This is a genomic window from Sphingomonas faeni (assembly GCF_040407565.1).
GTDB classification, from domain to species: domain Bacteria; phylum Pseudomonadota; class Alphaproteobacteria; order Sphingomonadales; family Sphingomonadaceae; genus Sphingomonas; species Sphingomonas faeni_F.
Window position 1 is genome coordinate 22,783 of the sequence record NZ_JAPZPR010000015.1, and the last position, 14,346, is coordinate 37,128.

15 protein-coding genes are annotated in these 14,346 nt (G+C 60.7%); 4 read left to right on the forward strand and 11 right to left on the reverse strand.

Annotation, left to right across the window (positions count from 1 at the left end):
- Window positions 1-126: 126 nt before the first annotated feature.
- From O6Y00_RS21130 to O6Y00_RS21150, 5 genes are read right to left on the reverse strand one after another with little or no spacing between them, the layout of a single operon-like run.
- Entirely contained in the window at window positions 127-657 is a 531-nt protein-coding gene (locus O6Y00_RS21130) for a DedA family protein (protein WP_353444491.1), read from the reverse strand.
- Entirely contained in the window at window positions 654-1,031 is a 378-nt protein-coding gene (locus O6Y00_RS21135; protein ID WP_353444492.1) for a hypothetical protein, read from the reverse strand. The genes O6Y00_RS21130 and O6Y00_RS21135 overlap by 4 nt, the downstream gene beginning before the upstream one ends.
- Entirely contained in the window at window positions 1,028-2,278 is a 1,251-nt protein-coding gene (locus O6Y00_RS21140; protein ID WP_353444493.1) for an arsenic transporter, read from the reverse strand. The genes O6Y00_RS21135 and O6Y00_RS21140 overlap by 4 nt, the downstream gene beginning before the upstream one ends.
- Window positions 2,275-3,402 carry a metallophosphoesterase family protein gene (locus O6Y00_RS21145; RefSeq protein WP_353444494.1) on the reverse strand — a complete coding sequence of 376 codons (1,128 nt, stop codon included), beginning with the start codon at window positions 3,400-3,402 and terminating at the stop codon, window positions 2,275-2,277. The genes O6Y00_RS21140 and O6Y00_RS21145 overlap by 4 nt, the downstream gene beginning before the upstream one ends.
- The gene (locus O6Y00_RS21150) at window positions 3,399-4,649 is read right to left on the reverse strand and encodes an MFS transporter (RefSeq protein ID WP_353444495.1); all 1,251 of its coding nucleotides are present in this window, start codon (window positions 4,647-4,649) and stop codon (window positions 3,399-3,401) included. Before O6Y00_RS21150 ends, O6Y00_RS21145 begins: the two co-directional genes overlap by 4 nt.
- Before the next feature lie 697 nt (window positions 4,650-5,346).
- Here O6Y00_RS21150 and O6Y00_RS21155 point away from each other — a divergent pair.
- A complete protein-coding gene (locus O6Y00_RS21155; RefSeq protein ID WP_353444496.1) occupies window positions 5,347-5,883 on the forward strand; it encodes a J domain-containing protein in 537 nt (178 codons plus the stop codon).
- A 205-nt stretch (window positions 5,884-6,088) separates the two neighbouring features.
- Here the strand turns inward: O6Y00_RS21155 and O6Y00_RS21160 are convergent, their stop codons facing one another.
- Together O6Y00_RS21160 and O6Y00_RS21165 are read right to left on the reverse strand one after the other, a co-directional pair.
- The gene (locus O6Y00_RS21160; RefSeq protein WP_353444497.1) at window positions 6,089-6,583 is read right to left on the reverse strand and encodes a nucleoside deaminase; all 495 of its coding nucleotides are present in this window, start codon (window positions 6,581-6,583) and stop codon (window positions 6,089-6,091) included.
- Between the two features lie 58 nt (window positions 6,584-6,641).
- Complete coding sequence (locus tag O6Y00_RS21165) at window positions 6,642-8,102, reverse strand: aminotransferase class I/II-fold pyridoxal phosphate-dependent enzyme (RefSeq protein ID WP_353444498.1); 1,461 nt, start codon at window positions 8,100-8,102, stop codon at window positions 6,642-6,644.
- A gap of 202 nt (window positions 8,103-8,304) precedes the next feature.
- Here O6Y00_RS21165 and O6Y00_RS21170 point away from each other — a divergent pair, with 202 nt between their 5' ends.
- Window positions 8,305-8,511 carry a ComEA family DNA-binding protein gene (locus O6Y00_RS21170; protein WP_353444499.1) on the forward strand — a complete coding sequence of 69 codons (207 nt, stop codon included), beginning with the start codon at window positions 8,305-8,307 and terminating at the stop codon, window positions 8,509-8,511.
- A 1-nt stretch (window position 8,512) separates the two neighbouring features.
- On the opposite strand, the gene O6Y00_RS21175 is transcribed toward O6Y00_RS21170, so the two are convergent.
- The 4 genes from O6Y00_RS21175 to O6Y00_RS21190 all read right to left on the reverse strand — a co-directional run bounded on the left by O6Y00_RS21175 (window position 8,513) and on the right by O6Y00_RS21190 (window position 12,128).
- Window positions 8,513-8,863: a response regulator gene (locus O6Y00_RS21175; protein ID WP_353444500.1), complete on the reverse strand. Its 351-nt coding sequence runs from the start codon at window positions 8,861-8,863 to the stop codon at window positions 8,513-8,515.
- A 91-nt stretch (window positions 8,864-8,954) separates the two neighbouring features.
- Complete coding sequence (locus O6Y00_RS21180) at window positions 8,955-10,445, reverse strand: HWE histidine kinase domain-containing protein (protein ID WP_353444501.1); 1,491 nt, start codon at window positions 10,443-10,445, stop codon at window positions 8,955-8,957.
- Between the two features lie 118 nt (window positions 10,446-10,563).
- Window positions 10,564-11,028 carry a response regulator gene (locus O6Y00_RS21185; protein ID WP_060525161.1) on the reverse strand — a complete coding sequence of 155 codons (465 nt, stop codon included), beginning with the start codon at window positions 11,026-11,028 and terminating at the stop codon, window positions 10,564-10,566.
- Window positions 11,028-12,128, reverse strand: coding sequence for a histidine kinase dimerization/phosphoacceptor domain -containing protein (locus O6Y00_RS21190; RefSeq protein ID WP_353444502.1), 1,101 nt, complete (start codon window positions 12,126-12,128; stop codon window positions 11,028-11,030). Before O6Y00_RS21190 ends, O6Y00_RS21185 begins: the two co-directional genes overlap by 1 nt.
- A 278-nt stretch (window positions 12,129-12,406) precedes the next feature.
- Between O6Y00_RS21190 and O6Y00_RS21195 the strand changes: the two genes are divergently transcribed.
- Window positions 12,407-13,312, forward strand: a complete 906-nt coding sequence (locus O6Y00_RS21195; protein ID WP_353444503.1) for a formylglycine-generating enzyme family protein — start codon at window positions 12,407-12,409, stop codon at window positions 13,310-13,312.
- 594 nt (window positions 13,313-13,906) lie between these two features.
- Window positions 13,907-14,116: a hypothetical protein gene (locus O6Y00_RS21200; RefSeq protein WP_353444504.1), complete on the forward strand. Its 210-nt coding sequence runs from the start codon at window positions 13,907-13,909 to the stop codon at window positions 14,114-14,116.
- Window positions 14,117-14,346: the final 230 nt, after the last annotated feature.

The window sequence follows — 14,346 nt, forward strand, 5'->3', positions numbered from 1 at the left end:
GACAATTTTCGCCGAGCCGTTTAGACCGACCGGGGATAATCGGTCTTCAAACCGTTACTGCCGAAGTTACTTCTGCTTTTCTGTTCCCGAACAGCTTCCATCCCAGAAATCCTGCGGCAAGAAGGCCTACGACGACCCAGGTGAGATTGCCGAGTAAGCTCGCGACGGTCTGAACCTGATCGCTGAATTGGCGTCCCAGCGAGACGTATATGAGAAGTCAGAGCAGTTCGCCGGCAACGTCGAGCAGGATGAACCATCCCCAGGGTATCGCGTGAGGCCGCTTGTCACGTTGATCCAGGGTCCGAGCGGGCCGATCAGCCAGCGGCTGAAGAAGATACCCCAGCCTGCCCATTTGCGAGAATAGGTCTCCGCTTGCGCCACCCTGTCAGCGTCCCCGATCCGCGTCGTCACGGCAGCAAGAAGCGGGCGGCCCCCGTAACGACCAAATGCATAGCCGATCTGGTCGCCGAGCACGGCGCCGCCCGCACCGGAAAGCACGACCGGCCAAAAGCTAAGTTCGCCCTGCGCAACGAACGATCCCATTGCGATGAGCGTCAACGAACTGGGGAAAGGAAGCCCCGCAGCCGCCAGCACCATCGCGCCAAAGAGGGCAGGTAGGCCGTAGGTCGTCAGCAGTTCGAGCAGCTGGTCGGTCACGGCTTCGAGCTCGTCGGCGGGGAAGACCGTGGAGGCGCGGCGGGGGGCGGGTAGGGCGGTCGGGCATGGACGATCGCGTAGGTGAGCTTGCCGTCGATCTGCGTCATTGTTTGTCCGGTGTCCTGCGCGATGCGACCGAACGGACGGCGATCGGGTGCCGGGGGCAGGTTCAGCGCGCGGTGCAGGACGTGGGGTGGCACATGGTACGAATGCGGGACGTACCCGATCGTCATCCAGCGCTCGATCGGTTCGTCGCGGTGAGCGTTCCAGTAGATCGCGTCGCTGACGGTCCGCGCCGCATGGTAGCCGGTGAACGCCACCACGGCGACGAACATTGCGATCAGCAGGCGACGCCACATCCGATCGCGCGTCATCCGAGGGCAATCCTGAGACCAAGGGCAGCGATCAGCGCCAGCGGCATCGCCACCGCGCCGACCTTCAGGAACCGCCAGAACCCGATGTCCTCACCCTCCCGCCGGATCGCCTGCAACCACAATATCGTCGCCAGGCTGCCGGTGATGGACAGATTGGGGCCAAGGTCGACGCCGATCAGCAAGCCGTCGACGACCAGCTTGGGCGGCTGGGCCTGGGCAACCGCGGTGCTGGCAACCAGGCCTGCGGGCAGGTTGTTCATCAGGTTCGATCCGAACGCCAGGATCGTCCCCGATACCGCCGACGCCTGCGCCGGATCGGCCGACGCGGTGCGGATCGCGTGCGCGACCCACGCGATCACGCCGGTCAGGTCAAGCGCCTCGACCAAGACGAACAGTCCCGCGACCAGCGGCAGCACGCTCCACGAGATATCGCGCAGCAGCGCGACCGGCGACGACCGGGCGATCGTGCAGACCGCCAGCGTCGTGACGACACCGGCGATCGCGGTCGGCAGACCGAGTTCGATATCGAGCGCGGATACGGTGAGCAGCACGATTGCGGTGGCGACGATCCCGACGAACGCAGCCTTGCCGCCCGCGGTCAGTGACGTGCGCTCGACCGCGCTGGTGCAGCTACCTGCCAGCCGCGTGCGCTCTAGCCAGCGCAGCACGGCGAAGGTGACGACGATCGACGCCAGCGATGGCAGCGCGAACGAGGCGAACCATTGGCCGAGCGGCGGCATCTTGCCACCGTAGAGAACGAGGTTGGCGGGGTTGGAGATCGGCAGGACGAAGCTTGCCGCATTGGCGATCAGCGCGCAGGCGAACAGCAGCGGCAGGGGGTCAGCCTTCGCCTTCTTTGCCGCGGCATAGACTGCCGGGGTCAGCACCACCGCGGTCGCGTCGTTCGACAGGAAGGTCGTCGTGACGATGCCGGTGACGTAGACCAGCGCGAACAGCCGTGTGGTCGATCCCTTTGCGTGGATCGCCGCGGTCGCCGCGACCCAATCGAACAACCCTTGCGCGCGAGCGACCTCGCTGAGCAGCATCATGCCGATCAGGAACAGATAGACATCGATGCCCTTGGCGACCGCGCCGATCGCCGCAGGGAAGGGCATCAGCCCAAACAGCAGCAGCAACGCTGCCCCTGCCACCGCCCAGATCGCCTCCGGCCAGCGGAACGGACGTGCGATCACCGCAGCGGTTGAGGCAGCGCAGATACCCCAGGTGGCGCCGGTCGCGAGGATCACCAGTGCTTCCCGTTCTTATTCGGGCCGAGCTGCGTGCCGGCGATGCCGTGCTCGGCCCATGCGCCGATGCTGTGGAGATCGCGACCCGGCGCGATCGGCACGCCGCGCCGCGGGATATCCGCTTCGCCACGGACCAGAATTTCGACCCTGTCACGGTCTGTGCCGACGCTGGCCGCAACGCGGTGGAGCCCGGCGTCGAGCTTGATGCGCAACGACCAGAGCGCGGTGCCCGACACGGCGAGCATCGGCTGGGCGATGCCGTCGTCGACCGACAGCATCACCGGCTGTGTCGTGCCGCCGAACAGCTTGGCGACAATCTCGACCTCGCCCGGCCGCGGGACCTGCGTGGCATCGGCGGGGCGCGTCACCAGCCGGATGTCGGCAGGCGCGACGATCTTGACGAACGGCCAGTCGCTACTGGTCTCCTTGAACCGCCAGCTCGGCACGCGGCCGTGTACCGTGACAATCGAGAAACCGGGCTTGCCGCCGCCTTCCTCGATCTCGCCGGTCGAACGCGTTGCGCCGTAGACGACCCGTCCGTCGTTGAGCAGTTCGTTGTAATGCGTATGCCCGGTATCGACGAAGGCGACACGGGCATCGGCGAAGATGCGGGCAATATCCTCGCCAACCGCGGCGAGGTCGCCGGGATAAGCATGCATGAACACGACCGGCGTCTGCCGCTCCGCCTCGGCGCGCGCGAGTTCCTCCAGCAGGCGGTTGCGGTGGTGCATCGTCAGCCGAAAATCGGGGCCGCCCGCACCCGCCGAGACGATATCGAGGAAGATACAGCGATGCCCGGCGATGACCTCGACCTCGGGCCGGTTCGCTTCGGCAAAAGCGGCGTCGTAATGCGCAAGATCGCCGAGTTCGAAATCGTGATCGCCGGGGATGACCCGGTAGGGCAGGCGCAGCGAGGCGAGCGTATCGGCGATGACCCGGTATTGTTCGGCCGTCGCGTGATTGGCATTGTCGCCGGGCAGATAGACGAAGTCCGCGGCGTCGCCGATATGCGCGTTGATCTCCGCGACGATCGCGACGAGCCGGTCGCGGCTTTGCCAGTCGTTCGCCTCGTCCATGTGCAGATCGCCGATGTGCACCCATGTGATGGAGGAAGGGTGGATCACTTGTGCGTCTCCGGCATGGCGGTGAGGTACAGCACGAACCCAGCTGCTGCGATCCCGGCTAGTGTCAGGAAGCTCGCGCTGTATCCGGCCCAGACGATGATTGAGCCGGCCAGCGTCGCCGACAATGCCGCCCCCAGGCCGAACACGCTCGAGACGACGCCTTGGCTGACGTTGAACCGGCCGGATCCCTTGGTCAGGTCGGCAACTATCACCGGGAACAAGGCGCCGAAGATCCCCGCGCCGATCCCATCGAGCGCCTGTACGCCGACCAGCCACCACGGATCGTTCGACACGGTGTAGAGCGCGCCGCGCGCCGCCAAGAAGCCGAACGCGACCAGGAAGATCGGCTTGGTGCCCCAGCGTTCGGTGTTGCGCCCGACGACGATCGCGACCGGCACCATCACGAGCTGCGCCGCGACGATGCACGCGGCGGTCAGCGACGTCGCCTTGTCGGTGCCGACGGTGCGACCGAGCAGCTGGCTGACCGAGGTCAGCATTGCCGCATTGGCGAGATGAAAAGTGAACGCGGCTGCCGCGAAGATCATCAGCGGACGGTTCTCGATCAACGTCTTCCAGCCGCTCGGCTCCTCGCAGCCTTCCTCCGGCTCGCAGTCGAGGCCGCGCGCGACCGCATTGTCGATGTCGTCGTTCTTCAGCCGCCCCGCGACGATGACGCTGGCGACCGTTAGCCCCGCCATCAGCCAGAAGACGACGACCGGACCGAACGACCAGGCAAGGACGCCGGCAAGCGCTGCCGACACGGCATTGCCGGCGTGGTTGAACGCCTCATTGCGACCGACTCGCTTGGCGAACAGCTTCGGTCCGACCAGCCCCAGCGTGATCGCCGAGATGGCCGGCGCAAAGATCGCGCCCGCCGCAGCCGCGATCGACTGGGTAATCGTTACCATCGTGAAGCCCGAGACGATCGGCAGTGACAGGCTGCTCAGCGTTACCAGCAGGGCGCTGGCGATGACGATGCGCGGTTTGTTCTTCGCCCGATCGATCAACCCGCCCGCCGGCGTCTGCGACAACAGGCCGACGATCCCGGCGATGGTCAGCACGAGGCCGACCGTCGCCTCGTTCCAGCCATGCGAAGGCCCACGTACGACCAGTAGGTAGATTGCGAGATACGGCCCGAGCCCGTCACGGACGTCCGCCAAGAAGAAGTTAAGCGCGTCGAGCGTACCGGTAGGCACGCTGCGCTGCGCCGGGTCTTTCGTCTCGGGCATGGCTGCCGCAGAGGCCATCGGATGTCTCCAGATTTCGCGTAAAGAAAAGTGAACCGGGCAGTAAAGCGCTTCAGAGGCGGCAGCCTGAACGATGCCGTTCAGGTTCGATTTTACAATGGCTTGAGGCATGCCGGATTAGCTGCGCAATATCGTTTGGGAGCTCATACAAGTTCCGAAGTGGACCGATATTCGTTAGAAATAACCATACATGACAGTATGTTAAAGCTTGAATGAACCGGATTTCACAGTCGGGCAGAGTGCGTTCGCTATGGGGCGCGTTCCACGAAACGTTGATTGGCATGCCTTTGGATCGGCAAGCTATAAATCGAGAGACATCCGAAGGAATGTCCCGAGTCTGACGAGTATCGGCAAGGTGTCGAAGTGATCTGTTGTTGAGGAAAGCGACAGTTTTGTAGCCGAGGAACGGACCCGGCGCGGTGCGCGTGCTGCCGGGGGGCAAGTAGGGCGGTCATGGTGCCGAGATGAATGGATGTCTTAAGTTTGGGAGCGGGCGAGGCCGCCTATGCATACGGATGTAGGTTAGCGCCCGGGGGGGCGGCGTCGTGTCATCGAAAGCAGGAAGTTGCGGATGGGAATGGTAGCCATCTGGCTGTTGGCGCCTAAAGCCGCCCTTTGGATCATCGAGAAGGCCTGGGTAATATCACGGACCAGGCGGACTTTTCTTTTTCGCGTTTTAGCCGCAAGTTACGGCTAGATGGCTCTCTCACCCGACTATTATTCTGTTCTAGGTGTTCCCTCGACGGCAAGTCGCGACACTATCCACGCCGCGTGGAAAGCGCTGCTCCGTCAATATCACCCCGATGCCAATCATGGAGCGGACGTTTCTGCTCGTGCGAAAGAGATCAACGAGGCGTATTCCGTTTTGGGGAAGAAGGAAGCACGCGCCGCCTATGATCGGTCGCAGATCAGGCCGTCTGCCCACCGAGCGACTACGGACCGCCCGTTTCACCCCAGGAAAGCCGGCAGACGCCCGATGCGACCTAGCCCGTCGATGCAGCCCAGCGGTAGCTTCTCGCAGCCGCTACAGCCCAACGAATGGCTGATGGGCCTTTTCCTGCTGATCCTCACCGCCGCACCGATCGCTACAATCCTGGTTCTGTGGAATGAGGAATCCGGATTGGCACCTACGGTTCGACGTAGCGTCACCGCTCATCCCGTGCCTGAGCCACCTGCAAAAGCCGTTCGCAGCTTATCGAGCACAAAACTCGGACTTGGACAGCCTGCTTCCTAAACTATTGCCCAGTTGGGACATTCGAGTTCGCAGGGTCAGGCGCTAAAAGCGGTTGTAACACGGAAATGCACGAGCGGCCGAAGTTGGGAAGCTAGGAAGGGGGCGGGGACGTCTACTTCTGGGTCGTCGGGCTGCTTCGAGGAGGCTTTGCGTTACCCTCGCGCTCACAGCCGCAAACAGTCGACGCCTATGACATGCTGTGTGCTTATAGGTTGGCCTGTTCCTCTTTGTTTAAGTCAGCATCGGGACCGTAATAGAGTTCAGCGCACGCGTCGCGCAGGCAGCCACCCTCGATCTCGATATCATCCCGATAGGCGTCCCCGATGAAGCCGAGGGTGTCGACGTGCTTTGCCTCGAAATACATCGGATGCACATCGTTGCGACCAGCACCGTAAACGACGCGGCCGACTTTCGACCAGATCGATGCCATCGTGCACATGCCGCAGGGCTGGAGTGTCGAGTATAACGTTGCCCCGCGCAGCTCCAGTTCTCCGGTTTGCTCACAAGCCCGACGGATCGCCATCATCTCGGCATGAGCGGTTGCGTCAGGCAACTCCTTGGTCTGATTGCGTTCGGCGGCAATCACCCTCCCGTCTAGCACGATGACGCATCCAAGCGGGGAGGTTGAGGGATCGGACCCTTTGGAGCGCGCGACTTCTATCGCCATTTGCATCCAGTTTTCGTCGGTATCGGTCTGCATTGTGTATCCACCTAATTGCAGTTGCTGTTAGATTTGGCGTGTTGATCCGGTTGCTGCGTCAGCTCTGTACCACCCTGACGGTCGCCTCAGTGGGATCGACCGGATCCATCACGAAGGCCCCAGCATCACGGTTTGCGACAAGCCATGCGACGTGCGCGGCAGTGATGCGCTGGCCCGGTACGAGCCGAGGGACGCCGGGCGGCGCGAGCGCGATCATCTCGGCTGCGATCCTTCCCTCAGCCGCCTCGTAGGCCACCATCTCGGCTGAGCCGTAGAGTGCCGCAGGCCCGGGCATTGCCATGTCGACGGAAAGGGTACCGATCCCTGGCACAGGCGAGATTGCCGGCAGGATGGAGGGATCGGAAGCGAGCTGATTCACGAGATCCTGCAAACCACGTACGAGCTTGCGGAGATCGGACCTAGTTGTGCCCAAGGACAGAACAGCCAGAATATGCCGGGTGTCGGACAGCCCCATGCTGATCCGGTGATGCTTGTATAGCCAGTCGTCGATCGCATACCCTGCTACGCCCAGCGCCGAGACGTCGATCAGCACCTTGGTGACGTCCAGACTGGCATCTGGAGGCAAATGATCATGACCGAACACGCGCAGGGGGGCGATACCAGCAATCTTCCTGCGGACCTTTTCCGCCAGCGCAATGACGCCGTTCCACATCTGCTCCCCGTTCAACGCGTGATCTCGCCGGGTCGCGTCAAGCGTTGCTAGGATCGGTACCGATGGGCTGGTGGTCTCGAACAGTTCATAGGCCATCCACAATCGCTGGCGATCGATCAGGTCGCCCTTGACGACGATCACCGATCCCTGCGCCAGGGCCCCCATCGTCTTATGGGCGCTGTAGACGGCAGCATCCGCCCCCTTGGTCAGCGGATCGTCCGGCAGTCCTTCACAAAATGCGAACGCACCACCCCAAGCTGCATCGACGATCATGGGAATACCGTGATCGTGACAGACTTTGGCGAGTGCCGCGATATCGCTCGTCACGCCGTAATAGGTTGGGCTGACGACGATGAACGCCTTGGCGGTTGGATTGGCCGCCAAAGCGGCGTTCAGCGCCTGCGGCTCAACACCATGCTCAATGTCCCATTCCCCGTCGATCTGGACCGGCACGATAGCGGCATTGAGCCCCGTCGCGAGCGCGTAGGTACGCTCGGCCTTGTGGGCATTCGCCGCGACCAAAATGGTGTCACCGGGGCCAGCGGCCGAGGCCATAACCGTGTGAAGACTCTGGGTGGATCCGCCGGTTACAAACCGGCAGAAGTCGGCATTCCAAGCCTCCGCCGCGATCTCGTGCGCACGTTGAAGGGCCAGCTTGCCTTCGGTACGGTCGTCGAGCCCCTTCGGCGTCAGCACGTCGGCTTGGAAAACGCGCTTGCCGAGCAGTGCCTTCATCCCGCTAGGAATAGCTGCACCCTGGTTGTGGCCCGGCGCTCCAAATCCGATGACTGGCCTCTTCTCGATCGCCGCCAGCGCATCGGCCAACGGCGCACTCTTCTGATCCATGCCGAACCCTCTCCTGATCGAGTGGGTGAAACGCACGGAAACTGGAAACCCCTTCACGACAGTTGATCTTCTTTACCAAACAAGCAGTTATCTGCCGAAGGCGGACATGAATCAAACCTTCCGCCTAGCTGACTAGGGCGCTCATCGATAGCAAAGCCCGTTTCCGAGATTCCGTCACCAAGGGTACGAAAGAGGAAGAGCTATGAGGAACGAGGTGCCGATCAACGTCAACGCGGCGAGTGCGGTCGAGTTGGACGCCATCCCGGCGCTAGCGGGGCACGGGTTCGAGATCGTCCGTTATCGTGAGGAACGCGGCGGGTTCAGTGACCTGAGACAACTTGATGAAGTACCCGGTCTTACCGGTAAGGCCGATGGGGCGACTGCTTCACTGACCGTCGGCGATAGCTAACTCAGGCGGGCGCCAGGCTTTGGAACGCAGCGATAAGAGCCTGTTCGTTGATCGGTTTGTCGAGAACAACCATCGATGGGCGACTTACGTGGCATGCTTCGCGCGTGCCGGTGACGAAGATCACGGGCGTTGGCCCATGCTCCAAGATGATGGCTTCCACAGCGGCAGGACCGGTACCGGCTGAGAGATTGACGTCGGACATGATGATGGAGGGAGGCCGCAATCTCGCGGCATCGATTGCCTCATCTTGCGAGGCAGCCTGATCAAAGGATGTGCCGCCAGCCCGCTCGATCAGCTGGATGATGTGGTCGGCGATGAGGAAATCATCCTCGATGACGAGCACATGGCACATATGACAGATCCCGATAAGCTGAGCTCTTAACCAATGTGGTCACGCAATGGGCCCGCCACGGCGTTAATAAATGTCAGACATGGTCGAGAGCTTAGATCGGCGCTTCGATTGCGAAGCGAACACCTTCCGGCAAATATTGGATTTCCGCCCTGCCGCGGATGTGGCGTGACAGGACACGCTCAATCATTCGCGTACCAAATCCAATACGCGTAGGCACGGCAACGACAGGACCATCCTGCTCTGCCCAGGAGAAGGTAAGTCGACGTTCCGTCGCATTGCCGTTCAGGTCCCAGCGTATGCTCACCTGACCCTCCGGTACCGAGAGCGCACCATATTTGATCGCATTGGTCGCCAGCTCGTGCAGCGCCATCGACAACGCAAGTGTCACTTCCGGGGTCAGCCGTATCGTCGGGCCGATAGCGGAAAACCGTCGACCGTTGCTGTCCATGAACGGCGCGAGCACCCGCTCGACGATCTCACCGATCGCCGCGCCTTCGATCTCGTCCTTAAGCAGCAGTTCGTGGGCAGACGCTAGGCTGGCGATGCGGCCCGATACCGCATCCCGAGCCTCAGCGAGGGACGCAGCATCGCGTAGCGTCTGACTGACAACGGCACTTACCGTCGCAAGCGTGTTCTTCACACGGTGCGTCAGTTCATGTGCCAGAACCGACCGTTGCTCCTCGGCGAATTTGCGCGCTGAAACATTGCTCGAAAAGCCCGAAACCGCCAACGGCGTGCCATCCGCACGGCGCTGCAGCGAGCCTTGGGAATGGATCCAGCGTTGCTCGCCTTCAGGCGTCAATATGCGGTATTCGACGTTATACCGCGTGCCATGCTCGATAGCGCTGTTGAGCGAGTTCGTGAGGAGGTCTCGATCCTCTGGATGAACGCATGCCAACATACTTTCTATCGACAACTTTTCGCCGACAGGCCGGCCAAAGTTCGTCAGGCAACTTGGCGAGTAGCTGAGCCGCCATTCCGGCAGGTCGATGGTCCAAGTGCCCAGTCCGCCAGCATCGAGCGCAAGTGCCAGGCGGGCCTCTCGTTCGGCTAGCGCAACTTCGCGCTTCGCAAGCTCGGCACTCAGCGAGTCGCGGTCGCGTTCCAACTGCAACAGCCCGTGCCGCTCGAGTGTGACATCGAGCTGGGATGCCACGAAGTAGCGTAGGCTGCCGGTCGCGTCATGCACGGGCGCGACCATGAGGCGGTTCCAGAACGGCGTGCCGTCACGACGGTGATTCAGGAGGTCGATATCGATCGGCTTACGGAGAGCAATTGCGTCCTTCATGCGTTGGACGTCGGCCTGATCGGTCAACGGTCCCTGCATGAAACGGCAGTTCCGGCCAACGACCTCGACTGCCGAGAACCCCGTCAGAGCCTCGAACGCACGATTGACGTAAACCAGCGGGTTATCCGGTAGCGTTGGATCGCTGACGACCATCGGCGTAATGCAGTGATCGAACGCCGCAACGAAGGGGTCATGCTCGTTGAGGCGGGACGCAAAGGCGTCGACAGCCTCGCGTACGGCACCTGAGGCATCGTGCGGTCGAATAGGCGAAGGTGGGAGTGGCTGACGGTCCAAAGCGTGAACGTCCTAGCGGTAAGACGTTGATGGATCAACGTAATCGAATTTATGTATAACTTCTGTCATCTGTCGTCCCACTTCGTGAGGCCGTGGATTGTCGCTTATCACCCGGAAATCAGGGACTGGTCTGGGACCACTCTGCGGCAAACGCGGGCGCAGCAATGAAGCTCGCTGGCTGCGGGGATACGGGCGGTGGATCGCAGACACCCTCTTCGATGTAGCGCATTGCGGACATCAGACCATTCCGGGAGAAGGGCTTGGGTATGACGCCATGGCCACCGGCAAAGTCGGCTGGAATCTTGAGCGGGTTTGCAGTGACGAAGACGACTATCGCGCCCGCCCATCGCTTCCTGATCAACGCGCAGACATCTAGGCCGCTGGTGCCTTTCGCAAGCTGTATGTCGACAAAAGCCAAGTCCGGATGGAGATCGCTTGCCAGGTCTTCAACTTCGTAGAGAGACGCGGCCTCGCCGACGACACGGTGACCGGCGTCTTCGATCATAGCTTCAATATCCATCGCCAAAAGAGCTTCGTCCTCGACGATCAGCACATTCAACGGCGGTTGGGCACGTGCATTCATTAATCGTCCACCGGGAATGAGAGAGATACACGAACACCGGGGGCGGCGTCAGACCACACGACGTCGGCCCTGACTTGCTTGGCGAGGCGGGAAATAAGCATTTTGCCAATGCCGTCCGGCTGAACGTCATTGCTGGCAAGCCCATGCCCATCATCGGTGATTTCGATCAGGGCATTATTGCCTTCTAGGGCGGTGCGGACGGAAATCGTACCGGCTCGCCCGTCGGCAAATGCATGCTTGATGGCGTTGGTCGCTATTTCGTTGAGGATCAACCCAAGCGATGCCGCCTTACTGGACGGCACCTCTATTTGCGAAATTTTCGAAACAAGCTTGATGTCGTCGCGTCGGCTGGCACCAACGACGTCGCTGATTAGATTTTCGGTAAACGCCCCGACATCGAACCGGGTGACGTCGTCCGACTGATAAAGACGGCGATGCACTGTCGCCAGCGCATCAACCCGTTCGAGCATGGTTTCAAGTTTTGATGAAACGGCCGGGTCTGATATGCTACGCGCCTGCAAACGCAGAAGTGAACCGATCATCGTAAGATTGTTCTTTACGCGATGGTCGACTTCGTGAAGCAGTAGAGTTTTCGCATCTAACGCGGCCTCGAGGTCTGACGTGCGCGCCTCGACTTCCTGTTCGACCAATAACTTCTGCTTTGAAATGATAGTCTGCGCTTTGACGCGGTCAGTAACATCAAGCTGGGAGGCGAAGAAGAATACAACCTTGCCGGCGTCATTGCGTACAGGACTGAGATACAACGCGTTCCAGAACGCAGATCCATCCTTCCGATAGTTTAGAAGGTCCACGGCAATGTCGGTTTGGGCGTCGATTGCCCGACGCACTTTAGCCACCTGCTCTCGGTCGGTGTCGGGCCCCTGCAGGAAGCGGCAGTTACGGCCAATGATTTCACTTCGGTCATAACCCGACAGCGTTTGAAAGGCTTCGTTACAGAAGACGATCGGGTTATCGGTCTGCGCGGGGTCCGTAATGACCATAGGCATTCGGGTAGCCCGAACAGCCGCGGCAAAAGGGTCAGCTCGTCCGTGCTCGTAATCGAGCGCTTCCGTCAGATGCCAATCGTCCCGCTGCTTCATCACGCCTCCGTGGAGCGTGCCGACCAGCCGAACTCCGTGTCGGGACTAAATCGTTTTGATCGTTTTCCGTTCCGCTGAGAGATCGAGTTCGTCTCACTCAGGCATGACCATTCGGCAGCATGGTTTGCGCGTACAAAGCCCTTTTGGGTTCGAAAATCGGCGACCCGTCTTGCAGACTGTAAGCTGAACGAATGGCAGAAGTAGGGAAAGCGAAAACGGCTCATGAGTGTCCGCTTGTGGGTCTGGTCGGAAGCCGTAGGCTAGGGGGTGATCGCCCAATGTCGGACGTCGACGGTAGTTTGTGGCTCCCCAACATCAGACGTTTGTTTATCTCGCTAAACCATCCGACGCTTGGCTATGACGGCGATATGACAATTCTTTTTGCGATTTCTCTCGTGCTGTCTGGGAGTTCCGACCGTCCCGGTCTTCGACCGGCTGGGTTTATCGACGGTGATGTATCGCCTACAGCGCGACCGATCCGCGATTGTTCCGGTTGCCCGGAAATGATCTCGGTACAAGGTGTCGGTGAAGGCGGTCGCCCGCTATGGGTCGCGGCGAACGAGACTACTTGGGCTGAGTATCTTCGGTCGGTCGTCGTTGAAGCTTGTGCACCGCCCCACCTAATGGAAAAATCATTGGGCGCCACACCCGCCATTATAGTCCGCTTGGCCTCAAGCGACCTGCATCCGGTGACCGGCGTCTCCTTCCCCAAGATCGAATGCTTTGCGCAATGGCTGTCGAGCAAGAAGGGACGACATTACCGCCTGCCAACAGAAGCCGAGTGGGAGCGCTTTGCTCGGGCCGGCGTCAAGACGCAGTATCCATGGGGAAACACGCTACTGCCCGAGCGCGCGGCGCTAAGGTTGCACACAGCCCAGCGGGGCAATCAAATGATGGAAATTGGGTCAAACACCTACGAGGGGCTGCCGGTGCGGTCCTTTCCGGCCAACGAGGCCGGGCTATACGATGTGATCGGCAACGCGCTGGAACTTACGACAACATGCAGGCAATCAGAGCTGAATACCGCGACGCGAGAGCAAAAGGAGCAGGCGGGATGCGACTTCTTCATTCGCGGAGGTGGATATAACGCGACGGGGCGGGAAGCGACGCTTTCCAGTCGTATATATGTCCGGTCGACGCCTGAGATGAACGGGGTCGGATTTCGCTTGGTAGCTGATCAATAAGCGCAAATGAGTTTAGCCTAGCGTGAGCAAGGCCGCAGGAACCGAGTTGCCTCTTTGCTCTGGTAGTCGGTTTATAGGAGTGTTCGCTTTCCACCAACTCGGGACATTCCGCTACGCCCAGTTGCGGACGTTCGTCAGCATGAGTAGCGTTCAGCAATGATGCTCAAGCTTGCCACCATTGTTCTGCTTGCCTGCGCCGCTTGCCATTCAAATGAGACTAAACCGCCTCAGCGAATAAACGTCGAGGTAACCGGCTCCCCGGAATGCCTGGGCCGCGCCACGGGTCGTCTTGGTCTCCCTGCCGTCACGATGCCAGTTTGGTCGAACGATCGTGGAACGATGGAGTTTGGTCCCTTCGAGGCTACGGAATTCTCCAATGTGGTGAAGCGGCTCCGAGCTACGAAGTGTGTTCAAGCAATCCGACAGCGGCCCTGCGCTAATGGGCTGTCCGATGTCGATATGTGTAACGCGCCAGAGCGGCGTAGCTAACGGCAGCTATCCTTCCCATCTCGGCCATTCCGCTTACGCCCACAACCGGCCACTCCGGCTGTCGAAAGGCTTGCCCGATAGCGGCCGTTCCGACAGGTTGAGTCGATGATGATCCTGCTCCCCTTGGCGTTGATGATGATCGGTCCAGCGCCCGTCGACCATCCTCACACTTATCTACTGTCAATCGGGCGAATACCGCTCAGGGATACGGAGCATCAACACTTTCGCGATCAAAACGTGGGGCGTTCAATTTCGATCGATCTGCCGAATTCCAAGCGGCTGGCGGATCAAAGCCGGGAGCAGCGCTACCCCTAGTGGTGGTCTTGAAGGCAATGGAAGCCAAGGAGTTACCTGGTTTAATGAGGGTGCGCGCCGCCTTCATTGAGCAGAACACCGTTGTTATCGCGTAGGCGTCTGTGTCCTGAGTAAACGCTAATCGTGTTGGAAGCTGCCAGTTCGTCTCCCTCTGTCTACGGCCATCACCTGAAACCCGGCGCTTGCTTTCGAAAAATGACGCTGCAATGATCTGCGATCGGGAGGATCAT